Origin of the sequence: Paenibacillus macerans (assembly GCF_900454495.1) — a bacterium.
Lineage (GTDB): Bacteria > Bacillota > Bacilli > Paenibacillales > Paenibacillaceae > Fontibacillus > Fontibacillus macerans.
In genome coordinates this window covers 496,072-521,758 of record NZ_UGSI01000001.1, presented here as the reverse complement: position 1 = coordinate 521,758, position 25,687 = coordinate 496,072, and the positions used below count along the sequence as shown (strand labels likewise).

Below are 25,687 nucleotides of genomic sequence, written 5' to 3'. Positions count from 1 at the left end.
TCCTTAGATATGTTAAAATCATCTGTAGTGTTCGCGGTTTGCGACAAACTCATGCGGCATAAATACAGGAAAGCGAGATGACCCGTTTGCTTTACAAAAAAATCCTGCTCGCCTTGGCGGCTTGCGTTTTGCTCGGCTCTTGCGGCCAGCCCGATTCCCGCGTTAGGCAGCCCGATTCAAGCGCGCCCGGCGAAGAAAATGCGGCGAGTGCCGCCGCTTCCGCGCCGGAGTCTCAAGAAACCGCCGGCTCCCCTGACGGAAACGAAGTCCGGACAATCCCGGAGACGCCGCAGGATGAAAATTCCGCGTCCGGACCGGGAGTAGCCGCCGAAGCGGCGAAGCCTGAGCAGCCGAAGCTGCTGTACCACATCAACAAAGCGTACAACGTCGTGCCCAACGAGGAAGAAACCGACAAAAAAGTGGTTCTATTGACGTTTGACGACGGGCCGAAAGAACGGGAAATGATCGAGGGATTGATCGATACGCTGGATAAGCACGGCGCCAAGGCGATCTTTTTCGTCAACGGCTACCGGGTCAAAGCGCATCCCGAGCTCCTGCAGCTTATTCACGACCGTGGGCAGACCATCGGCAATCACAGCTGGGACCACATCGATCTCAAAAAAGAGAGCAAAGCAAAAATGCGCCAACAAATCGAGGATGTGCAAACCATTGTCAAAGAGACGATCGGCGAAGCCCCGAGATTTTTCCGTCCTCCGTTCGGTTCCGGGAACGAGGTTACGCACGGGATCGCCGACGACAATGGCTTGATCTACATGACATGGTCCAACGGGTCTCTGGATTGGGACAGCAAAAACAAAAACAAGCCCGACGCCGTCATTCAAAATGTGCTGGATCAACTGCACGCCGGAAGCAACATTTTGATGCATGAACTCCCCTGGACCGTGGAGGCGTTGGACGAGCTGCTGACGAAACTGGAAGATAAAGGCTACGGCTTTGTTGACCCCGACAGCATCGGGCCCGCTCCGGCGGCGGATCAGACAGCGGGGCAAACGGACGCCGGCCGGCAGAAAGCGAAGTAATTCGGAGGAAAAAGATAAACAAAGGCCGCCCTAGCGGGTGGCCTTCAGCAGCGCTAACGGACATCAGAGACTCTAATCGGCCCCCGAACGAAAGGTTTCCAAATTGCAAGACCCAGCTGTTCATATTACGCTCAAATTTGCTCAAATGGCCTCCATTTAAGCTACAATAGGGCACTGGCGTTGCATTAACGCCTACACAAAATCTCCGGTACACCTTGCCCGCTAATCCATTTGAGATCACGCCAGAAATCTAATGGTTGTATTAGTCGCTATTTTGCCAAAAAAGCCCCTTTCTAAATTTTAACGGTTGCGAGCGCTGCTATCTGCTCTAATCTGAGCCCAAATCGCCGGGTTTTAGCTAAATAAGCGCTATGGCAACCGTTAGAATTCGAAAACGGCGATATTAGAGCAAATAGCGGCTGTGACAACCGTTAGAATGTGGTGGCGTGAAAATGTATCTTGTCGGCGCTAGTGTGAATAGGGGCGTAAACTGCAAAAGTGCATTTGATTTCCCCGCGAATCTCCCGTTTTATGCTGTTGAAATGCAAAAGTACATTCCATTGAAGTCCATTCGACAAAAAACGATGCTTTGGACCGAAAATGAAATGCACTTTTACATTTGGTGAGCCACTTTCAGTGCTTTTGACCGAAAATCGCCTGCACTTTTGCATTTGGCAGCATTTTGGCGCGGGCTCCCTGCGTTTCCTTCCTCGAATCGAGAGACAAGCGGCCGGACCTCACAAGCCATGGCTTTGGCCCCAAGGCGAATCGCTGACCCCCCACCACAGCAAAAAAACTAAAATGATGACGAATATATATAATAGCGAATTAAAAAACCATCTTGTCCATTTCAGCCTTTGCGAAGGAAACAATTCCCTGCGGGCGGGCAATTCCATAACGTCCTGCTCTGTTCCGGTCAAAGCGGATGCCGCCCTAGCGGGCGAAACCGAGGTCCTCAGCCGCGGCATCTCGAACGGAACCTCCGCTTCCGCGGCTGTTGTGTTATGGTCTGGCGGACTTGGCTTTTCCCGGGATTTTTCGGTTTTCTCCACTAGGTGAACGCGGCTGCGGCGGCTTCTTGGCGTTGTTTTCGACCTGCCGCGGCCGTAACGTTCCAATCGACTCAAACGTTCGCTCATGACTCCCTCCGAAATTTGATCACTAATCCCGATACGAAATCGATCAGAAAATGGCATACAATCGGCGCCCATAGCGTTCCGGTTTGCATGTATATAAATCCTAACCCGTAGCTGCTGGCAAATACCCATCCGGTCGGAATCCAGTGCCGCAGGTAGCGGACGTGGATGGCGGCGAACAAAATGCTCGTCCAATAGACGCCGATGCCATGCTGGATCGCTCCGCGAAACAGCAGTTCTTCACAGACGGCGACCATCGCCGAAATAACGGCAATATGCCAGACCGGGCGGCCCCGGAACAACTTGGCGTTGATCCCCCCGTCATCCATGCTTTCCTCCGAAATAAACCGGGAGAGCAGAAAATCGGCGCCGAACATCACCGCGGCAAGCCCCAGGCTCCAATAGAGGAATGCGGCATGCTCCGGCCAGGCCAGCAAAGACAGCGGATTTCTTTTTTGAAAAAAAATGATGATTAAGCCGATAAATAAAGTAAGCCCTTGCGTCAAATATAAATTGATCAAAAGCAAACGATCGTCCAGCTGCCCGGGATCGACTTTCTGGATCTTCACCTTGCCGAATTTGAATTTTTTCATAGTTTTTGTCAATCCCTGTCCTTTATTATTATTCTAGCCTATTCAATACCATTTGTAAGGAGGAATTCATAATGAACAGCAAAAAAAATACCCGTCAGGAAGCGTTTTTTATCATGGGCTTTCTGTTCACGCTGATCGTCGGATTCGGCACGTTTCTGTGGGGCTTTCAGACGGGCATGGAAAAAATCGAAGCAAAATACGCTTACCTCAAAGTCGTGCCGCCGGGGCAGGAAACGGCCGTCTCCTATCAGCAGCAGGATTTGGTCTCTTTTTATTACGTTGTCTTTCAGCCGTATCAGCAGTTTAAGGAAGCCTATCTTTCCCGCCTGGAGCTATTGGAACAGGACGCAACTTCATCCGAATCAAGCGCTTATCTGAAGGAGATCCGCGAAATTGCCGACCGTGGGTATGAGCAGATCGCAGCCCAATACATAACCGATTCTTCTCCTCTGCTTAAGGAGGCGCAAACCGATTATATGAAAAGCTTGAAGCTGTTCAATCAAGGCGCCGGAGCGGTAAAACACAAAAAAGGAGCAGCGCTCGCGGCTGCGCTGAAACAAAACGAGTTCACCGTTGAAGCGGTAAACTTCGGGCTTGAGGCGCAAAATAAATTTTATTCGTCGATTCTTAAATGGACGGCGAAGACGAACAGTCGAATCCCGGCCACGTTCGATTATAAAGCAAACATCCCGGTCCAGGAATGGTCCAAATATCCCTTGGCCGTCAAAAACAAAGCTGTCGCCGATATGATGCAAAGCGAAAAGCGGTATGAAGCCTACCTTCCCCAAGACATGACCGCGAAAATTGACCAAATGATCAAAAGCGGCCGAGCCAAGGCTTTAAATCTTAAAACCGTGTCTTCCATTGTGAAAATTGTCACAGAAACTGAAGCTGTCAAAGGGGATGAATTTTCCCGCTTCAAATCGTCGTATTATGCGTCCGAGCTGCTGCCCGAGCTCCCTATTTTCATGGAATACTAACCGGAAGATCGGCCGTTCCCCGGGGATAACAGACGTTTTTCGACATTATCAAAATCATAACCAAAAAATCAGCCGGGTTCAAGTTTGGCAAAAGCCCCGGGATACGGGCCCGGGTTATTGCCGCTATTTATTCGGGAAGTAGTTGACACCTTGAGGCGGGGCGTGTTACATTATGAAAAATTACATTTGACGAAAGGCTTTGAAGGAAGGAAGTTGTCGGAAAGCTCCCAGAGAGCCGGTGGTGCTGCAAACCGGTAGCGGAACGATGAACTTTAGCGATCCTGAGTCACTGCGTTGAACGTTCAGTAGGCGCAGTCGGTGAACTCCGTTATCAGTCTGTCAGCGATGACAAATGAGGCTGCTTCTGCGAAGGCGCAGCGAATTAGGGTGGTACCACGAACAACTCTCGTCCCTTACTACGGAAGTAGTGTGCGGATCGGGAGTTTTTTTAATGCCCGCACGCCCTTTTATGGGCTGGCATCTTGTGGGGCGCCCCCCATTATCTCCATTCTTTTCTGCAGTAACGAAAAAAAGCGCTAATGCACTACCGTAAGCTTATGCTTCCGAAGAGAGTTTTTTACGGCGAACTTTCGAGGAAGCCTTGCTATACAAAACTTAAGCTTATGCTTCCGAAGGAAGTTTTGTACGAAGAACTTTCGAGGAAGCCTTGCTATACAAAACTTTTAGGAGGTTCAAACATGTTTAAAGTTTTAGTATCGGATCCGATCAGCGATATGGGGATTCAGCAGCTGATGGATGCAGACGACATCGCGGTCGAGAAGAAAACGGGACTCAGCGAGGACGAGCTTGTACAAATCATCGCCGAGTATGACGGTTTGCTGGTGCGCAGCCAAACGAAGGTCACCGAAAAAATCATGGCCGCCGCTTCCCGCTTGAAGGTGATCGGCCGCGCAGGAGTCGGGGTCGACAACATCGACCTGGAAGCCGCCACGAAACGCGGCATCATCGTGATTAACGCGCCGGACGGCAACACGATCACGACCTGCGAACACGCCTTCGCCATGATGATGGCGCTCGCCCGCCATATCCCGCAGGCCTACGCCAAAACGATCTCGGGCCAGTGGGACCGCAAGTTCCTCGGCGTCGAGCTGCGCAACAAAACGCTGGGCGTGCTCGGCATGGGCCGGATCGGCAGCGAGGTGGCCAAACGCGCCAAGGCGTTCGGGATGGAGATTTTAGGCTACGATCCGTTCCTGACGGAAGATCGCGCCGAGAAGCTTGGGGTCAAGCTGGCCACGGTCGACGACATCGTTAGAAACGCCGACTTTATTACGGTCCACACGCCGCTGACGCCGGAAACCAAGCATATGATCGCCCGTCCGCAATTTGAAGTGATGAAAAAAGGCATGCGGATCATCAACTGCGCCCGCGGCGGCATCGTCGACGAGCAGGCGCTGGTTGAAGCGATCGATCAAGGGATCGTGGCCGGCGCCGCCTTTGACGTCTTCGAAAAAGAACCGCCGGAAGCGGATCATCCTTTCCTGCACCATCCGAAAATCATCGTCACGCCTCACCTTGGCGCTTCCACGGTGGAGGCTCAAGAAAACGTTGCGATCGACGTGTCGGAGCAGGTGCTGCATATTCTGCGCAGCGAGCCGTTTAAAAACGCCGTCAACATGCCGCCTGTCGCACCTAGCGTTATGAACAAGCTGCAGCCTTATTTCGAGCTTGGCGAAAAAATCGGCGTGTTCCTGTCCCAGCTTAACAATCAGGCGGTCAAAGAAATTCACGTCGATTACGCCGGCGACCTGGCCGAGGTGGATACGCAGCCGCTTACGCGCTACATCATCAAGGGCGTATTGTCCCGCCATTTCGGCAGCGACGTAAATATCGTCAACTCCATGCATCTGGCGAAAGTCCGCGACATTAACGTTGTCGTGTCCCAGGCTTCGGCGACGAAAGGCTTCACCAACCTGATCAGCGCCACCCTGAAAACGCAGGACGGCGCGGAACGCCGGATCGCCGGCACGCTGCTTAACGGTTACGGAGCCCGCATCGTGCAAATCGACAAGTTCCCGGTCGACGTTGCTCCGGAAGGGCATCTGATCTTCATTTCGCACAATGACAAACCGGGGATTATCGGCAACGTCGGCACCCTGCTCGGCAAAAACGACGTCAATATCGCCTCCATGCAGGTCGGCCGCAAGCTGGTCGGCGGGGAAGCGATCATGGTATTGACGGTGGACAAGGCCGTGACGAAAGAAGTGCTTGACGATCTGACGAAGCTGCCCGAACTGAATAAGGCGCTGCAAATTATTTTTGAATAATGTTCCACGGTGAACAAGATTTATCTGCGGTATTCAACAAAAAAACATCCTTCTCTTGCGAAGGATGTTTTTCTTTTTACGATTATTGTCCCGTTTCGACAGGGAGCGCGATGTGAAAAACGGTGCCTTTGCCGACGCCGCTTTCGGCGCGAATCGAACCGTGATGGGCGTCGATGATGTTCTTCACGATGGAGAGGCCCAGTCCCGTTCCCCCGTTCTCTCCGCGCACCCGGGCTTTGTCCGCCTTGTAAAAACGCTCGAAAATAAACGGCAGATCGTCGCTTGGAATCCCCACCCCGCTGTCCTTAATCGAAATGTGCAGCTCTTTGCCGGGCTCGCCGTTCCGGATGGCCTCCGAAATGCCGATCGTCCCCCCTTCCGGCGTATGCCGGAAAGCGTTGTCCAGCAGATTGGTGAGCACCTGCTCCATCCGGTCTTCGTCCGCTTCCAGGCAAAGCGGGCCTTCGCCCAACTCAAGCTTCAGATCGATGCCATGCTCTTTGGCCCGGACCATGAACTTGCGGTACACCCGCTCGGCAAGCCCGCGAAAATCGACCGGCCGCTTGTCCATATCGATATGCCCCGCTTCCATCCGGGCAAGGTCGAGCAGATCATGGACAAGCCGGCCCATTCTCAGCGATTCCTCATGGATCACCCGCGCCAGTTCCGCGCTTTCCTCGGGAGAAGCCGCCATCCCGTCCAGCAAAGCTTCGCTGTACCCCTGCATCATCGACAGCGGCGTGCGGATTTCGTGCGAGACGTTGGCCACAAAATCCCGGCGCATCTTCTCCAGGCGCACCTCTTCGGTAACGTCGCGCAGGACGGCGACCGCGCCGCGGATTTCCCCGTCCGACGACAAGGGGGCCATATGGACCGACCACACGCCTTTCATGACATGCACGTTCATCCGCTGGTCGCCTTCCCGGTCCAGCACCCGGCGAAACATCTGCAGCAGCGGCTGCGGCGCCAACCTTCCCCCGGCGTCTTCTCCGCCTATTTCGAAGCGGGCGTCTTCTTCATCCAAATCTCCCCACATGCTGAGGATTTGATCCCCCGGCGGGTTCGTCAAGATGACGGCGCCTTCCCGGTCCAGCGTAATGACCGCGTCATTCATGCTGCGCAGCACGCTGGACAAATGCTCCTTCTCGTGCCTGAGGCTGCGGATCGTATTTTCCAACTCTTCCGCCATATGGTTGAACGCAATCGCCAATTCACCGATTTCGTCGCTCGTTCTCAGCGAAAGACGGGTATCGTATTTGCCTTTGCGCACCGAATCGGTAGCCTGAATCAGCTTCTGCATCGGCTGCGTGATTTTTGTGAACAGAAACAACGCAAAAAACGTCGTAAGCGAGAACCCGATCATCGCGACGATGACAAACAGTCTCTTCACGGCTCCGGAATTGGTGAAATTCGTATCGATGTAAGGCAGCAGAAACAACCCCATCAACATCAACACGCAAGCAACGAGGCAGGTTATCGTGATCCAAAGCTTGCCGACCAGCGTTCTCCAGAAATTCACTTACTTCGCGACCTCCAGCTTGTAGCCCACGCCCCATACGGTAGTGATCATCGCGGCGGCTTCCGGCGAAACCTTGTTGAGCTTCTCCCGCAGCCGCTTTACGTGGGTGTCGACCGTCCGCAGGTCGCCGAAAAATTCATAGTTCCAGACGTCCTTCAGCAGTTCCTCCCGGGAAAACACTTTATCCGGGGAAACCGCCAAATAATGCAGAAGCTCATATTCTTTAGGCGTCAGGCTGACCTCCTGGCCGCTTGCCGTAACCCGGTGAGCGTCATGCTCGATGACGAGATGAGGAAACACGATATTGTTGCTAGTCCCGCTTTCTTTGGACAAATAGGCTGTCGCCGAGGCCCGGCGCATGATCGCTTTCACCCGGTAAATCACCTCTCTGGGGCTAAACGGCTTGACGACGTAATCGTCGGCGCCCACCTCAAATCCCTGAACCCGGTTGATTTCCTCGCCCTTGGCCGTCAGCATCAGCACCGGCGTCGATTTGATCTGTCTCAGGCGGCTGCAAACTTCGACCCCGTCGATTCCCGGCAGCATAACATCAAGCACGATCAACCCGTAGTCGTTGACCGTCGCTTTTTTCAAAGCCGTTTCGCCATCCTCGGCCTCATCGATGTCGTAGCCTTCTTTTTCCAAATACATTTTAAGCAGCCGGCGGATTCTTTCCTCATCGTCGACTACCAAAATGCGGTTCGTTTCATCTGACATTAACAACAACCCCTTCATCTTCTTACCTATTGCGCGTGAGCTTCCATTTGATTTGCTGCTATTTAATCGGTGCCCGCATAAGAATGCAGGCCGGCGATAACCAGGTTAACCCCTACCAATGTGAACATGACCACGAGGAAACCCAAAACCGCTAGCCAGGAAGCCCGGCGGCCTTGAAAGCCCCTCGATAAACGAAGGTGCAGATACGCGCTGTAGAACAGCCATGTAATCAGGGCCCATACTTCCTTCGGATCCCAACCCCAAAATCTTCCCCAGGCCTGCTGCGCCCAGATCATCGCAAACACAAGCGCGCCCAGGGTAAAGATCGGAAACCCGATCGCGATCGCCCGATAGCTGATTTCATCCAGGTCGTCCGGATCGATGGCCCGCACCGCCGGAGTCAGCGCCTGAGCCAGCGGTTTGCGAAGGAGCGCACGAATCAGTACATAAAGCACCGCTCCCGTTAATATTGCCCAGATGATCGTATTCAGCTTGCGTCCGGCATTGGCGCCGTTCATCCAGGAAGGGGCCTCGAACAAAGGCTGCGCCATTCCCAAAAACGGTTTGATTTGCTCAGGTTCGCTATGATACGGTGCTACGATCGGCGGAAGTTGATAAACTTCTTTTCCTATTGTACTATCCCCTTGTACTTGGCTGTCAATCTTTGTCTCATTTTGTATGAACACCGCTTCATATCCGGCAGCCCGGAAAGCGAATACGGAAACAAGAAAGCCCACTACTATCATAATCGAAAAAAACGTAAATTCAATCCACCGTTTTTGCCGGCGCGCGGATTTATCGGTTCCTCTAAAGTCGATGACCCGCAGCAAATACATTAATCCGGCGATAAAGCCGACGGCAAAAAAAGATTCTCCCGTAGCCGCCAGCGTGACATGGATATACAGCCAAATGGAGCGCAGCGAAGGAATCAGCGGCTGAACCTCCTGCGGAAACACGGCGGCATAGGCCATAATGATAATCGCCAGCGGAAGCGCGAACACGCCGAGCAAAATTTTGCGGTAGATCAAAAAGACGACCGTAAAGGCGATCATAATCATCATCGACAAAAACGTCATGAACTCGTACATATTGCTGACCGGCACATGCCCGCTGTAGGCCCAGCGCGTTCCGCAATAGACTAAATGCGAGACGAGGCCCAACGAGGAGGCCGCAAACGAGATGCGGCCCCATTTTTGCTCATGCCGCTTCGGGTCGCGGTTTCTCCACGTTTTCCCGGTCACGGCAACGATATAAAAAATAAAGGCAGCGCAATACAGGAAAAATGCGATCATAAAAGCTGCCCGGCTGATTTCCAAAAATATCATGGACGTTTCCCCCCGTTTTCCAATGACTTCTCATCCACATCGATGCCCATCGCTTTCAGGAACGCGGACACTTCGCGGCGCATGCCAAACCAGTTTTTCGTCGTATGGCCGCCCAGCGTCAGCTTGCCGCCGTCCACGCGCAGCCAAATCCGGCGATGCTGCCAGTAGAATCCCAGAACGAGCCCGAGCATGACGATCGCCAGCCCCAGCCAGACAAAGGGCATCGCCCGGTCGACGCGGATGTTCAGGTAACTGGAGGCGCTGATGAAATCGACATCCTCCATCCCGAGGACATCAAGCGTAAGCTTGTTCTGCAAACCGCCCAGCTTCTCGTTGATCGCATCCTGCTGGAAGCGTTCCTTGTCGACCTGTTTCGGGAAGTAAATGTATTGCGCGCCTTCTTTGGGCAAATCCGGACCTTTGACCAAAAATAAAAAGGCCGGCGCGTTCGGCTCCCCGGACAAGGAGACCGGCTGCCCTTGTTCATTCAAGGAAAATTCCATGTATTTGTTCTGAAGCTCCAGCGTGTAAGGCCCCAGCTTAAATTCGCGCTGCGGATTCTTCATCTCCAGCTTGAATTTCCCGTACTGCTCCCCCGTCCCCTTGTCCACCAGCACCGGCTGCACGGAGCGCAGCTTCGGCGTCAGATCGAAGTCGAACTGATACGCCTTCAGGCCTTTATAGCTTAGCGGGTCGTTGACCCGGATCGCATGCCGCTCCACTTCCTTGAGCTGCGGCTGCTTCGAGGGATCGTCGCAATCGGCGGTGCATTCGTACAGCACGGCCTGCGTTTCGTACAGCTTCGGGACGATCTTGCCGGTCTTTTTGAAGTCCTCCGACATTTCGTCCTCGTTGTAATATTCCACCGTGAATTTTTCGTTCTTCAAATAAAGGTTCGTATCGGGAATCCGGGTGATTTCCCCCTCCGGGAACCAGTAATGTTTGTCCATGTGCAGTCCCGGAAGCCCGCGGAACAATACGGCCAGCAAAAAAACAATCAGCCCGATGTGGATGACATACGGCCCCCAGCGGCTGAACCGCTGTTTTTCGGCGAGCAGCGCATCCCCGTCCGTATGGACGCGGTAATGTTTTTTGCGGAGCGGCTGGACCGCCCGCTGGACCCAGGCCTTGCCGTCCTCGCCGATTTGGCCCTGGTAGACGATTTTTTGCCGGGTCAAAAACTCCGGATGTTTGCGGATCTTCTGTTTTGAAAGCGCTTTGTAAAGCGGCAGCACCCGGTCCAGGCTGCAAATGACGAGGGAGGCCCCGATCATCACCAGCAGCAGAATGAACCACCACGATTCGTACGTGTGCGATAAGCCCAGCCTGTAGTAAATCTCGCCGATCGTTCCGTACTTATTTTTGTAAAAGGTGGAAGGATTGAAATTGATAAAATTGCTTTCCTGCTCGAATATCGTGCCGAGGCTGGCGCCGATCAGGGTGATGATGATCAGATAAACCGCGACTTTCACCGAGGAGAAAAAATTCCATATCCGGTCGATAAAGTTCGGGTTGGCCCGCTGCGATCTTCTGGCCACGCCGTCGTAGCGCATTTCCAGCAACTCTCCGGGAGCTCCGTCATCCTGCAGCGGTTTTCCGCAAGATTCGCATAGTACGGTGCCGACCCGGTTCTGGTGGCCGCATTCGCATTTTGTATTTTCGATGAACGCCATTTTCCCCCTCCTCTCCTATCAAGGGTTAACCAACTGAGCAATTTGATCGTCGAGGGTGTCAAGATTCAGCTCTCCCTGATGGATGGAGGCGATTTTGCCTTTTTTGTCCACAAAAAACGTCGTCGGCATCGGCACGATCCCATAATCGCGCACCGCCGTGTTGTCGCTGTCGAATAAAATAGGAAATCCGGCGCCGGTCTGCTTGACGAAGTTTTCCACGGTCATCTTGTCCTCCCCCGTATTGATCCCGAGGATGACGACGTCCTGATCCTTCCACTTTTCCCACTGGGTCTGCAAAGCGGGCATTTCCTTGACGCAATACGTGCACCAGGTCGCCCAGAAATTGATGACCACCGCTTTGCCTTTGTAATCGCCAAGTGTATGTACGTTGCCGTCGAGCCCCAGCAGCTTGAACGCCGGCGGCTTCTCTCCTACGACGGGCTTGCCGGAGTCGTCGCCAAACACCGCGTTGCTGATCGCATAACCGCCAAGGATAACGATCAGCATTAAGATCACGATCTGAATCGGCCGTCTTGCCTTTCCCATCGAAAACTTCCTTTCTATGAACATAATCATAAAGTGTTGAACAAATCGTGAACACTCTATGAACATTATAACGAAAATTGCCACAATTTCAGCCTTGGGAAATATGAATATTATGTGACGCGCAAAAGTGCGGTTCGAAATGATCGTGCGGATAGGGGCAGCCGGGTGAAATGTTCTTACGATCGCTGTTGTTCGCGGATTTCTTTGATCATGTAAATTCACAAGCTGTAGAAATCCGCTCACAAAGGCGAACGCTGCCGCTTCTTCAGAATCATTTCACCCTCTTGCCTTTACCGCCGTTTCATTCACGCACTATTTGCGCTTGGGGGAGGTGGGGGAGGCGCTGCGGGCTTGCTTGTAGAGGCCGTCGACCTCTTCTTTGGTCAAGTGGCGGTACAGCCCCCGCTTCAAATTGCCGAGGTACAGATCGCCGAAGGAAATCCGCTTCAGCTTGGACACGGGGTGAGAAATCGCATCGAACATGCGCCGCACCTGACGGTTTCGCCCTTCATGAATCGTGATGGAAATGGTGGCGAACTTCCCTTCCGGATCGACGTCATGGTACTCTACTTCGGCCGGAGCCGTGATGCCGTCCTCAAGCATGATTCCTTTCTTCAACTTTTCCAAATCATCGCCGTGCGGCACCCCTTTGACCGTGGCATGATACGTTTTGGGCACATGGTGTTTCGGATGCGTCAGCAAATGGGCGAATTCCCCGTCATTGGTCAGGAGCAGCAGCCCTTCGGTATCGTAGTCAAGCCGTCCTACCGGATAAACCCGCTCCTTGACGCCTTTTAAATAATCGGTGACGATTTTTCTGCCTTGCGGATCCGCCGCGCTCGTAATAACTCCTTTCGGCTTGTTGAATACGAGATACAGCTTCTTTTCCGCGCCGATCGGTTTGCCGTCCACCGTAATGACGTCGGCGGCCGGGTCCGCCTTGGTGCCCAGCTCCGTGACGGTTTCGCCGTTCACCTGCACCTTGCCGCTCAAAATCAGTTCCTCGCATTTACGGCGGGAAGCCACGCCCGCACCGGCTAATATTTTCTGTAATCTTTCCATGATCAATAGTCACCTCATACACATGATACCCATAGACGCACAAAATCACAATAGCCGCCGCACGTACAGAAAAAAGCCGCCCACAGCGGCTTGGAAAACGCCATGAACGGCCCTGGCTTCATATAATCGTCTAATCATCCGAACAGCACTAAACAAACGGCGATCGCGGCCACAAATCCGACCGCATCGGAAAACAGCCCGACTTTCAAGGCATACCTGCCGTTTTTGATGCCGACCGCGCCGAAATAAACCGTCAGCACATACAGCGTCGTGTCCGTGCTTCCTTGAATCGTCGAGGCGATGCGGCCGATCATCGAATCCGGGCCGTACGTTTTGATCAGATCGGTCGTAAAAGCGAGCGATCCCGTTCCGGTCAACGGCCGCAGGAAACCGAGCGGAAGCACCTCGGGCGGCACGTTCAGCCGCGCGAGCAGCGGCGCCATCCAGCCGACCAGCGCGTCCAGCGCCCCCGAAGCGCGAAACACGCTGATCGCCACCATCATGCCTACGAGGTGAGGGATGATGCCGATCGCGGTGGAGAAACCGTCCTTGGCCCCGTCAACAAATGATTCATAGACAGGCACTTTTTTTAAATAAGCATATAACGGTATAAAAGCGATCATTACCGGCACCGCCCAAGCGGATACCACGTTAAGCCAATCCAGCAAGCGGCATCACCTCTCCAGCAAAGTCGCAGACGGTGTGGTCGGGGGGGCCTGGGGCGGCGTCCTGCGCAGGCTTCGCCTCCGGTACCAGCGGTCCGCCACAATGGCGGCCGCAGTGGCAATCGCGGTAGCGAGCAAGGTGGAGCCGACGATTTCGGCCGGATTCGCCGATTGGAAATTGATGCGGATCGCGATCAGCGTCGTCGGAATCAGCGTGATGCTCGCGGTGTTCAGCGCCAGCAGCGTGCACATCGCCGGCGACGCCGTCTCCTTGTCGGGATTGAGCTGCTGCAGCTCCTGCATCGCCCGGATGCCCATCGGCGTGGCGGCGTTGCCTAGGCCCAGCAAATTAGCGCTCATGTTGGACAAAATGTATCCCATGGCCGGATGGTTTTTCGGCACGTCCGGGAACAGATAGGCGACCACCGGACCGAGCAGGCGCGAAATCGCCTTGACGAGGCCGGAATCCTCCGCCAGCCGCATGATGCCAAGCCAAAACACCAGTACGCTGATTAGTCCGAAGCAGACGGTAACCCCCGTTGCCGCCCCGTCGAAGGCGGCCTGCGTCACCGTCCCGATTTCCCCTTTGGCCGCCGCAAACGAAAATCCGATCAGAATAAGTGCAAGCCATATTTTATTGACCAAATGGTTTCCCCTCCTCTGCCCAATATATATCTTCCCATAGCCTTCCCTGCATGAGGCAGCCGCATTAATCGGCCAGCAGCAGGGTTTGGATTACTTTTTTGAACGTTCCGCCCCAGGCTTCCGGGAATTTTACCCGGTTGGCATACGCCCCGCCCGAATCTTTGGCCCCCCGGGTATCGGCCGTCCGGCCCGGTGTCTGCCGGTCCGTCCCTTGTTCATAAACGGGAACGGCGCCGATTTCTTTGCCGTCCAGCATCACGCTGATTTTTCCCCGATAGCCAAACGAGGCGGCGGCCGGCGAGCTGAGCTTCAGCCTTCTTTCGACTTTCTCCTGTTCCCCTTTGGCCAGCGGGTAACTGAAGCCTGTTCCCGTAATCAAACCGCTTTGTACCGTTTGGCCCTCCTCGATAATTTTCGTCAGCGGAAAATTCGCGAACCCGTAATCGAGCAGCTTCCGGTGATCGTTCCAATCATCCCCGTCGTTTAGCGTGACGACCGCCAGTTGCTGGCCGGCCCGGGTCGCCGAGCTGACAAGGCAGCGTCTGGCGATTTTCGTATACCCGGTTTTCACGCCATCCGCCCCTTCGTAGAAACGGAGCATTTTGTTTTTGTTCAGCCATTTATAGTCCCAAGGGTCGTTCGGATTCGGCGCCTTTTTGCTCGGCGTGCGGACGATTTCCTTAAACTGCGGATTTTTGAGCGCGTAGGCGGTCAGCTTGGCCAAATCGTTCGCCGAAGAGTAGTGGCCTTTCGCATCCAAACCGTGCGGATTTTGAAAATGCGAATGCGCCAGGCCCAGCAATTTGGCTTTTTCGTTCATCAGGTATACGAAGCCTTCCTCGGAGCCGCCGACATGCTCGGCAATCGCCGTGGCGGCGTCGTTGCCCGAACGGAGCATCAGCCCGTACAGCATATTTTCCAGGCTCATCTCTTCGCCCAACCGCAAATACAAAGACGACCCTTCTTTGGCGTAAGCGTTTCTCCCCACGGTGACGGTATCTTCCAGCTTCCCGTGCTCAATGGCGACGATGGCGGTCATGATTTTGGTCAAACTTGCGATCGGCAGCTCCTTGTCCCCTTCAAGGCTGTATAAAATCCGCCCCGATGTCACATCGATCAACGCCGCCGCCTGAGCGTGAATTTGCGGCTCGGCCGCGGCAGGAGCGGCCTGAACCGTTCCGGTCTGCAACAGAAGCGGCAAAATCAGTATCCCCGCCACCTTTCCGCAGAAGCTTCTCAGCGCGCGGGATCGTGATAAATTCCTCATCATAGATTCCTCCGGTAATATGTAGCGAGTTCTTGGTTAACTATATGCGGCGGAAAGAGGGAGTATGTCCAAGCTTTCCGCCAAAAAAAGACCCCTCCCGGAGGTCCCGGAAAGGATCGGTCGGTCAGGCGAAAGGATTAACGGCAGGGGCAGGGTTCACATTCGGCTCGTTCATGCCGGCTTGAGCGGTCTGAGGGGCTTGCGCGGCCTGAAAGGTTTGGCCCATCATCATGCCTGCATTTGCGGTGCCGTTGCCCGGAAACATCGATTGGATTTTGTCGATGAGCCCCGGAACAGAATCGATGATTCTTTCCACCAGATGGGTTTGGTTGTCCAATGGAACGATATGAACGCCCGCTTTTCCGACGACGAGAAAGGCGATCGGATTAATCGAAACGCCGCCGCCGCTGCCGCCGCCAAACGGATGAAGTCTGCCCCCTTCATGGGAAGCACCGTTTTTTTCGTCCACGTTGAAATCGCTGCCCCCGGCGGCAAATCCGAAACCGACGCGGCTGATCGGCAAAATGACGCCGCCGTCCGCCGTTTGCACCGGCTCGCCTACGATCGTATTGACATCCACCATTTCCTTGATGTTTTCCATCGCCGTTTGCATTAACCCTTGGATAGGATGTTCAGCCATTTTTTCACTCCTCCCTTCACTTTTAACACGCGAACTATAAGTACCAGTCCTGCATATATAGCATAACCGCAGCGAATTTCCGCTATGCAGCTGAGTTCCGTGGTAAATAACGGCTTGCCGCCGAATACAGGAACGACAAACAGCTTGGGTCTTTGCTGTAAAGAGATATGGCGGGTCAACCATCCGACCAGCGTCGATTTAAGTCCCCAAAGCGCTCCCGTTAAGGTCGCCGTATGGGCGGCATCGTCCAGCGCGACGTTTGTGGACCATTCCAATCCTTGAAAAGTAACCCGGCGCAGCGTCTTTTTCAGCCATTTTTTAAACCCCTTCGTCGCCTTTATCATTCGATCCAAATCATCGATCCACGAATTCACCTTATCCTTGTTGACGTCCCGCTTGCTGTCGGACGAATCAAAAATCATGTTTTCGCTTCGCTCCTGCTCGATCTCCAGTCCTGCCCGCCAGTTTTTCAGCAGGATGGAAGGCACCTGATAGTGCATGGATAACAGCCCGTAAAGCATCGTAATATCGAGCTTTATCGTATCGTCATCGTTTACTTTCCGGATGAACAAACGCAGGCGGACTTTGGATATCAAAATCAAAAAAATGATGAGCAGCAGCAGGATCAGGATGCCTCCGAGCCAAATCCACACGGGAAAGCCCTCCATACCTATCAAATAAAATTCTCCATGGTAGTATGCCTTCCCGGACAGGAAAAAATTCGCGAATTAAGAAAAACGCCTGACGGCGTTCTTTTATGGCTCTGACTTCTACATTTGAGCGATTGAAGGGATGGGTATTCCTGTCAAAACAGGCCGTTCAAAAGGTGGAGCCACCTTCCAAACGGCCTGCATTCAAAAATTTTCCTTGGATCCGGCGCCTTCTTCGCCGTCCACGTCGTCGAAGGTCAGCTGCTGCTCCTCCAGCTTTTGAAACAACAGCTGCGTCTCTTCCTCCAGCTGTTCCGGACTTTCGAAATCGGCCAAATCCGGCAAGTCGTCCAGGCTGGCCAGTCCGAAATAATCCAGAAACGCTTTGGTTGTCCCGTACAATATCGGACGGCCGATCGCATCCGCACGTCCTACTTCTTCAATCAGATCCTTATTCACCAAAGTATGGATAGCCCTTTCCGATTTCACGCCGCGGATCTCTTCGATTTCAACCCGTGTAATCGGCTGCCGGTAGGCGATGATCGACAGCGCCTCCAGCGCGGCCTGGGACAAGGAAGAACGGGACGGAGAGTAGGCCAGCCGCTCGAAATAAGGAACGTGCTCCGGCAGCGTCGCAAGCTGATAATTGCCCGCGATCTGCACGATCTGCAGCCCTCTCCCGGCCCGCTCGAACGACGACTTCATGTCCTCCAGCGCGTCGGCGACGAGTTCCTGCCGCTGCTCGGTTACCTCGGCCAGCTGTTTCAAGCTGAGGCCTTCTTCCCCGGCCAGAAACAGCAACCCCTCAATAATCGATTTCAATTCCTGAAAATTCATCGATGTTTCCTTCCCCTCTCCACTCCATGACAATATCATCAAACAATCTGTTTTGGTAACAAACGATCTGCTTCATCTTCATCAGCTCCAGCACCGCCAAAAAGGTTACGACGATCTCATGCCGGTACATCCCGTCATGCAGCAGCTTCGAAAACAGCAGTCTTCCGCCCCTCCCCAACTCCTGAAGGGCCGACACCACTTCCTTGATCCGGTCCTTGACCGATATTTCATCCCGATGGATTCGCGCTACCGTATTTCGTTTGGCCGCCCGTCTCAGCGCTTTCTGGAACACGGCGATCAAATCGGCGGCGTGCAGTCCTTTGACCGGATTCTCCACCACCTCGGGCATAAATGGAGTTAAATCCTCGGGCTCCTTCGAGAAGATCAGGCTCCGCTCCCATTCGCGCTCGTGCAAATGCCCGGCGACTTCCTTATACTTGCGGTATTCGATGAGCTTGCGGATCAGCTCTTCCCGCGGGTCCTCGTCATCCTCCAGCAAATAATCGAAATCATCGTCAAATTCGATTACGGGCGGCTTGGGCAGCAGCATCTTGCTTTTCATCGACAGCAGCGTCGCCGCCATCACCAGGAACTCGCTCGTCACTTCGAGCTCAAGCTCCTGCATGTCTTGTAAATATTCGAGGTACTGATCCGTAATTTCGCTGACGGAAATATCCTGAATGTCGATCTCCGCCTTGTCGATCAAATGCAAAAGCAGATCCAGCGGCCCCTCGAAGGTTTCCAGCTTGTACAATACTGTCGTCAATGAACATCCTCCACCCGTAACCATACATATGTAAATAAGTTTACCTTAAAAATGAAAAAAGTAGTACCCTAACGTCGATTAGAGTACTACATTAAATAAGCACTATTTTAGCTGTTTCGTCAAGTTTGCCATCTCGATCGCCGTTATCGCCGCGTCCCACCCCTTATTTCCGGCTTTGGTGCCGGCGCGTTCGATCGCCTGCTCGATATTTTCCGTCGTCAAAACGCCGAAGATCGTCGGAACGCCGGTTTTCAGGCCAACCGCCGCGACGCCCTTGGCGACTTCGTTGCAGACGTAATCGTAGTGCGAGGTGGAGCCGCGGATAACGGTGCCCAGCGTGATGACCGCGTCGTATTTGCCGCTTTCCGCCAGTTTTTGAGCCGCAAACGGAATTTCAAATGCGCCCGGCACCCAGGCGACGCTGACTTCCTCGTCCTTGGCGCCGTGCCGCTTCAGCGCGTCCAGCGCGCCGGACAGCAGCTTGCTCGTGATAAACTCGTTGAAGCGCCCCACGACGATCGCATATTTTAACCCTTCCGATATTAAATGCCCTTCAAATACGTTTACGTTAACCATATCGAATCATACCTTTCATTATTGGAATGAAAATCGCTAGCGGTTCGTCCGCCGGCCTGTCAGACCCGGGGCGACTCGTCTTGCTCCAGATCGTCGAACTTCAGCAGGTGGCCGAGCTTCGTCTGCTTCGTATGCAAGTACTTGGCGTTATCGGCGTTTTCCTTCATTTGAATCGGCACCCGCTCGACCACTTCCAGGCCGTATCCCTCCAGGCCTTTGATTTTGCGCGGGTTGTTCGTCAGCAGGCGGATTTTCCGCACGCCCAAATCCTTCAGGATTTGCGCGCCGATCCCATAATCGCGGAGATCGGGCGGAAAACCGAGCTTCAGATTGGCATCGACCGTATCGTAACCTTCTTCCTGCAGCTTATAGGCTTTCAGTTTATTGATCAGCCCGATGCCGCGTCCTTCCTGGCGCATGTACAGCAGTACGCCGTTCCCCGCTTCCTCGATCTGCCGCAGCGCCGCTTCAAACTGCGGGCCGCAATCGCAGCGATGCGAATGGAACACATCGCCGGTCAGACATTCCGAGTGAACGCGGACGAGCACCGGCTCAGTGCTGTTGATTTCGCCTTTAACCAGCGCCACATGTTCTTTCGAATCAACCTCGTTCGTATAAGCGACCGCGCGGAATTCGCCGTAATCGGTGGGCATCCGCACTTCGACTTCGCGGTTGACCAGCTTTTCCTTTTCGTTGCGGTAATGAATCAAGTCTTTGATGCTGATCAGCTTCAGATCAAACGTTTTGGCGATCTCGGCCAAATCCGGAAGTCTGGCCATCGTCCCGTCTTCCTTAATCACCTCGCAGATGACCCCCGCCGGATACGAGCCGCACATGCGGGCCAAATCGACCGCGGCCTCCGTGTGGCCCGCGCGCCGGAGCACGCCGCCTTTTTTGGCGATCAGGGGGAACATATGGCCGGGCCGCCGGAAGTCCGCCGGCTTCGCGTTCGGGTCCATAATCCCTTTGACCGTAAGCGAACGTTCATAGGCGGAAATCCCGGTCGACGTATTTGCATGGTCGATGGACACGGTAAAAGCCGTCCCGTGATAATCGGTATTTTGCGCAACCATCGGCTGCAAATCAAGCTCTTCGGCCCGCTCCTGCGTGATCGGCAGGCAGACGAGCCCGCGCCCTTGCGTGATCATAAAATTGATCACTTCCGGCGTCGCTTTTTCCGCCAGGGCGACGAAGTCCCCTTCGTTCTCCCGGTCTTCATCGTCCACGACGATGATAACTTTGCCTCGCATTAACTCGTAGATCGCATCCTCCACACGGTCCAATCGTATCTCGCTCATTCTTTTTCCCCTCCTGTTTCAACAAACTTTAGGCAAAACCGTTGGCGGTCAAAAACGGCAGATCGATTCCGGATTGGCCGGTTGGGCTGCCGGGACCTTCATCCTCAGGTTCGCCGTGATTTCTTCCGTATTTCAGCAAATGCTCCACGTATTTTCCCAGCACATCGCATTCCACATTTACCGTATCTCCCGGGCGTTTAAACGCAAGCACCGTCTCGGAAAGGGTATGGGGGATGATCGAAACGGCAAATTTCCCGCTCCCGGCCTCCACGACCGTCAGACTGATGCCGTCCACCGTAACCGAACCTTTGGGAATGATGTATTTGAACAAAGAAGATCGAAGCGGTGCGATTTCGTATACGACCGCGTTCTGGTCCCGGCCTGTGCCGACGATTTTCCCGACGCCGTCGACATGCCCCTGAACGATATGGCCGCCGAAGCGCCCGTTTGCCGCCATCGCCCGTTCCAGATTGACCCGGCTGCCCGGCTTCAAATCTTTCAAATTCGTATTCCGGTACGTTTGCGGCATCACATCGACCGTAAAGGAGGCGGCGCCTACGGCGGTGGCCGTGAGACAGACTCCGTTGACGGCGACGCTGTCCCCGATTTTGATATCTTCGCTGACCACCTGCGCGGAGATTTCCAGCAGCATCGCCTCTCCCTTGCGGCCGATCGACTTCATCGTTCCGATTTCCTCGATAAGTCCCGTGAACATCTCTTTTCCCTCCTCTGGTTCATTTACGTTTCGCTCCAAACCGGATAACCCCGGATGCACACATTATCTCCGATTTGCGTTATTTCCATATCCCGCAAGGTGACGGCGTCCCGCATCAAATCGAAGCCGGCAAACCTGAAATTCGCCGCCGCCTCTTGGCCGCCGCCGATTAGCTTGGGGGCAAAAAACAACACGATTTCATCCACAAGCCGGTTTTGCAAAAGCGAGCCGTTTAAGCGGCCGCCGCCTTCCGCCAGCACGGACGAGATGCCTTTGGCTCCGAGCTGTTCCAGGGCAAGTTTGAGGTCCACCTGCGGCCCGTTTCCGCAGCGCATCACTTCGGCGCCCAGGCTTGTTAGCAGCTCCGCCTTGGCCGGATCGGCCCGCTCCGTCGTCAGCAGGATCGTCGGGGCCGCATGATCCTGCAGCACCTTGGCCGTTTCGGGAATCCGCAGCGTGGAATCGACGATCAACCGGACCGGCGACAGCCCCGGAACGGAAAGCCGGGTTGTGAGCTGCGGATCGTCGGCAACGACGGTGGAGACGCCGACCATAATCGCCTGATGCCGGTGCCGCATCGTATGCACGATTTCCCGCGCGCTTTCATTGGAAATCCATTTGCTGTCCCCGGTGCGGGAGGCGATTTTGCCGTCGAGCGTGCTGGCCGTTTTGACCGTGACGTAGGGGAGCCCCGTCGTAATAAATTTGATAAACTTCCGGTTGATCTTCACGGCCCTTTCCCGGAGCACGCCCACCTTTACCTCAATCCCCTGATCGCGGAGCATGGCGATGCCCCTGCCGGCAACCTGGGGATTCGGATCCTCGCAGGCGATCACGACCCGCTTGACCCCCTCGGTAATCAGCCGCTCGGCGCAAGGCGGCGTCAAACCGTAATGGCTGCAGGGCTCCAGCGAGACGTAAACGGTGCTGCCCTTGGCGTTCGCTCCGGCCATGTTCAGCGCGTGAACCTCCGCGTGCGGCGTGCCGCGCTCAAGATGCGTCCCCAGGCCGACGAGCGCGCCGTCTTTTACGACCACCGCGCCGACCACCGGGTTGACGCCGGTTTGGCCTTGGGCCCGCTCGGCCATATCCAGGGCCAGCCCCATGTAGTATTCATCGTCGATCACTTGCATTGCCTCTCGCCTCCCGCCGAAATCCAAAATCACATAAATCTCAAACCAAAACCCCAAACAAAACCAAATAACCCTGCCGAAACCAATCCGGCAGGGTTGTATGAGAGTTATCCTACGCAAGACGCAAGCCAAAAGAGCGGACGGCAAAGACAATACCGCCAAAAAGACGGGTAGCCTAAAGACGCCGTATTTTCAAGCCGTCATTTCATCGCGCAACTAAACTTTGTGAAATGCGGAACTTGAAATACAAAAAGCTCTTTGGTTGCAAACACACCGAAATAGTAAATAATAAAGAATAACTAAAACGTGCGTGTTTTTTCGCGTTTTCCTTCTCCCATCCAGACTATACTGTCGGTCCCGGAATCGCACCGGCTCAGCCGCTTGCGCTTGTTCAGCGCTTCGCGGGTCACGGACTCGTGCTTGAAACGGAGGGGATTAATACCGACCGGCGAAAATCGCCGCTATCCGTTTCAGCCATCACCGTCGGTAGGGAATTTCACCCTGCCCCGAAGGATTGTAGCTTATTTGGTTGTGGTCCTATGACATGTCATAGGCTCTGCGGTAATGTTACCACCACAAAATAAAAAATGCAACAACTCCCATCCCCAAATTAAATTACATGTCTGAATTATCCGTGCCTTACAGCCACCGAAAGAACGGGTCTCTTGGAACTTTAATCAGTTTCTTGCCGCCTCATTTTTTCTTTATTTATCGGTTCATCTCGCCGTCTCCACTTTGCATACGGATCAATAATTTCACTTTAATCTCTACACCCCAAAATAATGCCCTTCTTCGAGATCGGCGATCAGTCCGGGCTGCACCGGTTTCCAGCCCAGAAGCTCCCGTGTTGCCAGACTCCCCTGCGCAGTGTTGAACACGCCTGCGATGTCGAATGCCGCAATGGGGCCAAGAAAGCCGAAATGGGCGGTTGCTTCTTCAGGTGTGATGCTAACCGTCGGCACGTTCAATTGCCGCCCGATGACCTCGGCGATCTCGCGGAACGGAATGCCTACATCGCCGACGCCAAGCAGCCGTGAGCCCGCCGGGGCGGATTCCAGCGCCAGTCGGTACAGAACCGCCGCATCCAGACGGTGAACCGCCGGCCAGCGGTTCATTCCGTCGCCGATGTAGGCGGCGAAGCCCTTCTCCCGGGCGATGTTGATCAACATCGGCACAAGGGCCCTATCGCCTTCGCCGTGCACGGTCGGTGCAAGCGTGACGATGGATGCCCGAATACCCCGCTCTGCCATGGCGAGCACGGCATCGTCCACGGTATGTCCATTTTCGTGAGGGTGACCCGTGGTAATAAACGGCTTCCCGGAGCCTTCGAGCGCCGCCCCCATGGCTTGGGCGGCCCGCAAATCCAGAGCCAGCGCAGCTTCAAAGTCGGAAAAGTCGCCGGTGAACGCCAGATGAATCACGCCGTCCGCAGCTGCAGCGGCGCTGCGCAGAGTATCGAGATCGTCCAGCGTGCCGTATAGCGCTTCAGCTCCCGCTGCCTTTAATCCTGCGCTTCAGAACGGCAAAGACCCGTTACTGTATGTCCCGCGCCGATCAGTTCCCGGACAACTGCGGAACCGACATACCCTGTTGCTCCTGTAACAAAAACATGCATAATGATATCCTCCTTCATGAGTTGACTGCTTGAACGTGTTAAGTATAAACTATGAAGTGAACTCTAGGGCAAGCGGCCCAAAGGAGAAATGATCATGAGAATTCAGGAACTGGCGGACAAGATGGGATTAACGATCCATACGATCCGCTTTTATGAAAAGGAAGGCTTGCTGGATGCTCGGCATGTCCGGTGAGAAAGCAACAATTACCGTAACTATTCGGAAGAGGCTGTCGAGCGGAAAGCAAGAAGAAAGAATACGACCAAATGCTGGACACCCTTAACAAGATGCTGGAGTACAAGACTCTACTCATGGACGATCCGCAAAAAGTTCAAGAGATGCAAAGGACTTGGTATGCCAGTTCTTCCGATTGAGTTGCTTATGGCTTTGTTTGAAATGGATAATTAATGGCATAAGCCATCGTTTCCCGATGGCTTAATGAAGTGACTTACATTCTTTCTTCTCCTAAATTTTTGTCTCATCTTTCGTAAGAGCTCGTACTTTCTCCAAGGTTTGGATTAAACAAAGGTTCAATATACGTTAGACAATAGCTTTCATACTGCTGGGGATAACACGGATCCACTTTACGGCAAACTCCTGTGACTACCCCCTCCTCCATTAACTGCTTGGGCTGGGGATTGTCGGTGCCCTTCTGGCTTTGCTTCTACGCAAGCTAAACCAAGTTTCCGAGTGAGAATCTCATCACAGGTTCACCAATATGGGAAAGACAGCTCAATAAAGAAACATTCTTTGTTTTACTCTCTAAACTTAATTGCCGATAAAAATTGCTATGGAATTGCCCCCGTTACCCCGTAGTTGATAATTCATATCAATTACGGGGTAACCATATATGTTCTTATTCTTAAGGTATATTTCCAAAACAGAATTCGAATGATATCGGGTAGTCTCTGTATGAAGCAGTGATACCAACGATATCAGCCAAAGGAGATTTATGATCATGAAAGCAGCAGTTGTCACGAAGGATCAAAACGTCCATATCGAGGACAAGCAGCTTCGTCCCCTAAAGCACGGCGAGGCTTTGGTCCAAATGGAATACTGCGGGGTATGCCACACCGATCTGCACGTTAAAAACGCGGACTTCGGCGACGTAACGGGCCGGGTGCTGGGCCACGAAGGCATCGGCAGAGTCGTTGAACTGGGCGAAGGGGTCACGAACCTGCGCGTTGGAGACCGGGTCAGCATCGCATGGCTGTTCGAGAGCTGTGGACGCTGCGAATATTGCCTGACAGGCCGGGAAACGCTGTGCAGAGAGGTCAAAAATGCGGGATATACCGTAGACGGCGCGATGGCGGAGCAATGCATCGTCAGGGCGGATTACGCGGTCAAAGTACCGGAGCAGCTCGACCCGGCCGCTGCGACCAGCGTCACATGCGCCGGGGTGACGACCTACAAGGCGGTTAAGGTCAGCGGCATCCAGCCCGGACAGTGGATTGGCATCTTCGGTATCGGCGGCTTGGGCAACCTCGCCGTGCAATACGCGAAGCACGTATTCAATGCCAAAGTAGTGGCTTTCGATATTAGCGACGAGAAGCTGGAGCTGGCGCTTAGTGTCGGTGCGGATTATGCCGTGAACAGCCTGAAGGAGAATCCGGCCGACAAAGCCAAGGAGCTGACCAACGGAGCCGGCCTTGACGCCACTGTCGTTACCGCCGTGGCCAAGAAGCCGTTCAACCAGGCGATTGACGTGGTCAAGGCAGGCGCTCGTGTTGTAGCCGTAGGCCTTCCGACGGACAAGATGGACCTGGACATTCCCCGTCTCGTTCTGGACGGTATTCAGGTCATCGGTTCCCTGGTTGGAACCCGCGAAGACCTGAAGGAGGCTTTCCGCTTCGCCGCGGAAGGCAAAGTCGTGCCGATCGTCAGCAAACGTCCGATTGAGGACATCAACCATATCTTTGAGGAGATGGAGGAAGGCAAAATCCAGGGCCGTATGGTCATTGACTTCACCTCTTCTTCCCAATAGAATCCAAAGAAACAGGCTC

24 protein-coding genes, 1 pseudogene, 1 riboswitch and 1 other annotated feature are annotated in these 25,687 nt (G+C 54.1%); of the genes and pseudogenes, 5 read left to right on the top strand and 20 right to left on the bottom strand.

Annotated elements, in window-relative coordinates; all coding sequences use genetic code 11:
* Positions 1 to 77 precede the first annotated feature (77 nt).
* Positions 78 to 1,040, top strand: a complete 963-nt coding sequence (locus tag DYE26_RS02375; protein WP_051985383.1) for a polysaccharide deacetylase family protein — start codon at positions 78 to 80, stop codon at positions 1,038 to 1,040.
* A gap of 737 nt (positions 1,041 to 1,777) precedes the next feature.
* On the opposite strand, the gene DYE26_RS02370 is transcribed toward DYE26_RS02375, so the two are convergent.
* Together DYE26_RS02370 and DYE26_RS02365 are read right to left on the bottom strand one after the other, a co-directional pair.
* A complete protein-coding gene (locus DYE26_RS02370; RefSeq protein WP_036621895.1) occupies positions 1,778 to 2,179 on the bottom strand; it encodes a hypothetical protein in 402 nt (133 codons plus the stop codon).
* A complete protein-coding gene (locus DYE26_RS02365; protein ID WP_036621894.1) occupies positions 2,176 to 2,769 on the bottom strand; it encodes a CPBP family intramembrane glutamic endopeptidase in 594 nt (197 codons plus the stop codon). Before DYE26_RS02365 ends, DYE26_RS02370 begins: the two co-directional genes overlap by 4 nt.
* A gap of 71 nt (positions 2,770 to 2,840) precedes the next feature.
* Between DYE26_RS02365 and DYE26_RS02360 the strand changes: the two genes are divergently transcribed.
* On the top strand, positions 2,841 to 3,749 hold the full coding sequence (locus DYE26_RS02360) for a hypothetical protein (RefSeq protein WP_036621893.1): 909 nt from the start codon (positions 2,841 to 2,843) through the stop codon (positions 3,747 to 3,749).
* 190 nt (positions 3,750 to 3,939) lie between these two features.
* Positions 3,940 to 4,166, top strand: a binding site (T-box leader).
* Between the two features lie 281 nt (positions 4,167 to 4,447).
* Positions 4,448 to 6,037 carry a phosphoglycerate dehydrogenase gene (gene serA / locus DYE26_RS02355; RefSeq protein WP_036621892.1) on the top strand — a complete coding sequence of 530 codons (1,590 nt, stop codon included), beginning with the start codon at positions 4,448 to 4,450 and terminating at the stop codon, positions 6,035 to 6,037.
* Positions 6,038 to 6,119: 82 nt separating this feature from the next.
* Here the strand turns inward: serA and DYE26_RS02350 are convergent, their stop codons facing one another.
* The 18 genes and pseudogenes from DYE26_RS02350 to DYE26_RS02265 all read right to left on the bottom strand — a co-directional run bounded on the left by DYE26_RS02350 (position 6,120) and on the right by DYE26_RS02265 (position 23,686).
* On the bottom strand, positions 6,120 to 7,556 hold the full coding sequence (locus DYE26_RS02350; RefSeq protein ID WP_036621891.1) for an ATP-binding protein: 1,437 nt from the start codon (positions 7,554 to 7,556) through the stop codon (positions 6,120 to 6,122).
* On the bottom strand, positions 7,557 to 8,273 hold the full coding sequence (locus DYE26_RS02345; RefSeq protein WP_036621890.1) for a response regulator transcription factor: 717 nt from the start codon (positions 8,271 to 8,273) through the stop codon (positions 7,557 to 7,559). It abuts the gene before it with no gap.
* 62 nt (positions 8,274 to 8,335) lie between these two features.
* On the bottom strand, positions 8,336 to 9,598 hold the full coding sequence (gene ccsB, locus DYE26_RS02340) for a c-type cytochrome biogenesis protein CcsB (protein WP_036621888.1): 1,263 nt from the start codon (positions 9,596 to 9,598) through the stop codon (positions 8,336 to 8,338).
* Positions 9,595 to 11,271, bottom strand: a complete 1,677-nt coding sequence (resB, locus tag DYE26_RS02335) for a cytochrome c biogenesis protein ResB (protein ID WP_036621887.1) — start codon at positions 11,269 to 11,271, stop codon at positions 9,595 to 9,597. The genes ccsB and resB overlap by 4 nt, the downstream gene beginning before the upstream one ends.
* A gap of 18 nt (positions 11,272 to 11,289) precedes the next feature.
* Positions 11,290 to 11,817 (bottom strand): redoxin domain-containing protein, encoded by a 528-nt coding sequence (locus tag DYE26_RS02330; RefSeq protein ID WP_036621886.1) that lies wholly within the window; start codon positions 11,815 to 11,817, stop codon positions 11,290 to 11,292.
* A 312-nt stretch (positions 11,818 to 12,129) separates the two neighbouring features.
* Positions 12,130 to 12,879, bottom strand: a complete 750-nt coding sequence (locus tag DYE26_RS02325) for a pseudouridine synthase (RefSeq protein WP_036621885.1) — start codon at positions 12,877 to 12,879, stop codon at positions 12,130 to 12,132.
* 134 nt (positions 12,880 to 13,013) lie between these two features.
* A complete protein-coding gene (locus tag DYE26_RS02320) occupies positions 13,014 to 13,547 on the bottom strand; it encodes a spore maturation protein (RefSeq protein WP_036621884.1) in 534 nt (177 codons plus the stop codon).
* Positions 13,548 to 13,553: 6 nt separating this feature from the next.
* Positions 13,554 to 14,189: a nucleoside recognition domain-containing protein gene (locus DYE26_RS02315; protein ID WP_036621883.1), complete on the bottom strand. Its 636-nt coding sequence runs from the start codon at positions 14,187 to 14,189 to the stop codon at positions 13,554 to 13,556.
* A gap of 64 nt (positions 14,190 to 14,253) precedes the next feature.
* Positions 14,254 to 15,456, bottom strand: coding sequence for a D-alanyl-D-alanine carboxypeptidase family protein (locus tag DYE26_RS02310; protein ID WP_036621882.1), 1,203 nt, complete (start codon positions 15,454 to 15,456; stop codon positions 14,254 to 14,256).
* Positions 15,457 to 15,580: 124 nt separating this feature from the next.
* Positions 15,581 to 16,096, bottom strand: a complete 516-nt coding sequence (ytfJ, locus tag DYE26_RS02305) for a GerW family sporulation protein (RefSeq protein WP_051985382.1) — start codon at positions 16,094 to 16,096, stop codon at positions 15,581 to 15,583.
* On the bottom strand, positions 16,069 to 16,749 hold the full coding sequence (locus DYE26_RS02300; protein ID WP_036621879.1) for a DUF2953 domain-containing protein: 681 nt from the start codon (positions 16,747 to 16,749) through the stop codon (positions 16,069 to 16,071). The genes ytfJ and DYE26_RS02300 overlap by 28 nt, the downstream gene beginning before the upstream one ends.
* Before the next feature lie 201 nt (positions 16,750 to 16,950).
* Complete coding sequence (gene scpB, locus DYE26_RS02295; RefSeq protein ID WP_036621878.1) at positions 16,951 to 17,583, bottom strand: SMC-Scp complex subunit ScpB; 633 nt, start codon at positions 17,581 to 17,583, stop codon at positions 16,951 to 16,953.
* Complete coding sequence (locus DYE26_RS02290; RefSeq protein ID WP_036621877.1) at positions 17,552 to 18,373, bottom strand: segregation and condensation protein A; 822 nt, start codon at positions 18,371 to 18,373, stop codon at positions 17,552 to 17,554. The genes scpB and DYE26_RS02290 overlap by 32 nt, the downstream gene beginning before the upstream one ends.
* A 78-nt stretch (positions 18,374 to 18,451) precedes the next feature.
* Positions 18,452 to 18,925 (bottom strand): 6,7-dimethyl-8-ribityllumazine synthase, encoded by a 474-nt coding sequence (gene ribH / locus DYE26_RS02285; RefSeq protein ID WP_036621876.1) that lies wholly within the window; start codon positions 18,923 to 18,925, stop codon positions 18,452 to 18,454.
* A gap of 59 nt (positions 18,926 to 18,984) precedes the next feature.
* Complete coding sequence (locus tag DYE26_RS02280) at positions 18,985 to 20,223, bottom strand: bifunctional 3,4-dihydroxy-2-butanone-4-phosphate synthase/GTP cyclohydrolase II (protein ID WP_036621875.1); 1,239 nt, start codon at positions 20,221 to 20,223, stop codon at positions 18,985 to 18,987.
* A 28-nt stretch (positions 20,224 to 20,251) separates the two neighbouring features.
* Positions 20,252 to 20,938 carry a riboflavin synthase gene (ribE, locus tag DYE26_RS02275; protein ID WP_036621870.1) on the bottom strand — a complete coding sequence of 229 codons (687 nt, stop codon included), beginning with the start codon at positions 20,936 to 20,938 and terminating at the stop codon, positions 20,252 to 20,254.
* A 23-nt stretch (positions 20,939 to 20,961) separates the two neighbouring features.
* Positions 20,962 to 22,071 carry a bifunctional diaminohydroxyphosphoribosylaminopyrimidine deaminase/5-amino-6-(5-phosphoribosylamino)uracil reductase RibD gene (gene ribD / locus DYE26_RS02270; protein ID WP_036621868.1) on the bottom strand — a complete coding sequence of 370 codons (1,110 nt, stop codon included), beginning with the start codon at positions 22,069 to 22,071 and terminating at the stop codon, positions 20,962 to 20,964.
* Between the two features lie 322 nt (positions 22,072 to 22,393).
* Positions 22,394 to 22,589: riboswitch (FMN riboswitch) on the bottom strand.
* Positions 22,590 to 22,838: 249 nt separating this feature from the next.
* Positions 22,839 to 23,686, bottom strand: a pseudogene (locus tag DYE26_RS02265) (SDR family oxidoreductase).
* Between the two features lie 94 nt (positions 23,687 to 23,780).
* Here DYE26_RS02265 and DYE26_RS33985 point away from each other — a divergent pair.
* Both DYE26_RS33985 and adhP read left to right on the top strand, forming a co-directional pair.
* A complete protein-coding gene (locus DYE26_RS33985; RefSeq protein ID WP_230877047.1) occupies positions 23,781 to 23,879 on the top strand; it encodes a MerR family DNA-binding transcriptional regulator in 99 nt (32 codons plus the stop codon).
* Positions 23,880 to 24,642: 763 nt separating this feature from the next.
* Entirely contained in the window at positions 24,643 to 25,668 is a 1,026-nt protein-coding gene (adhP, locus tag DYE26_RS02255; protein ID WP_036621866.1) for an alcohol dehydrogenase AdhP, read from the top strand.
* The last annotated feature ends 19 nt before the right edge of the window (positions 25,669 to 25,687 follow it).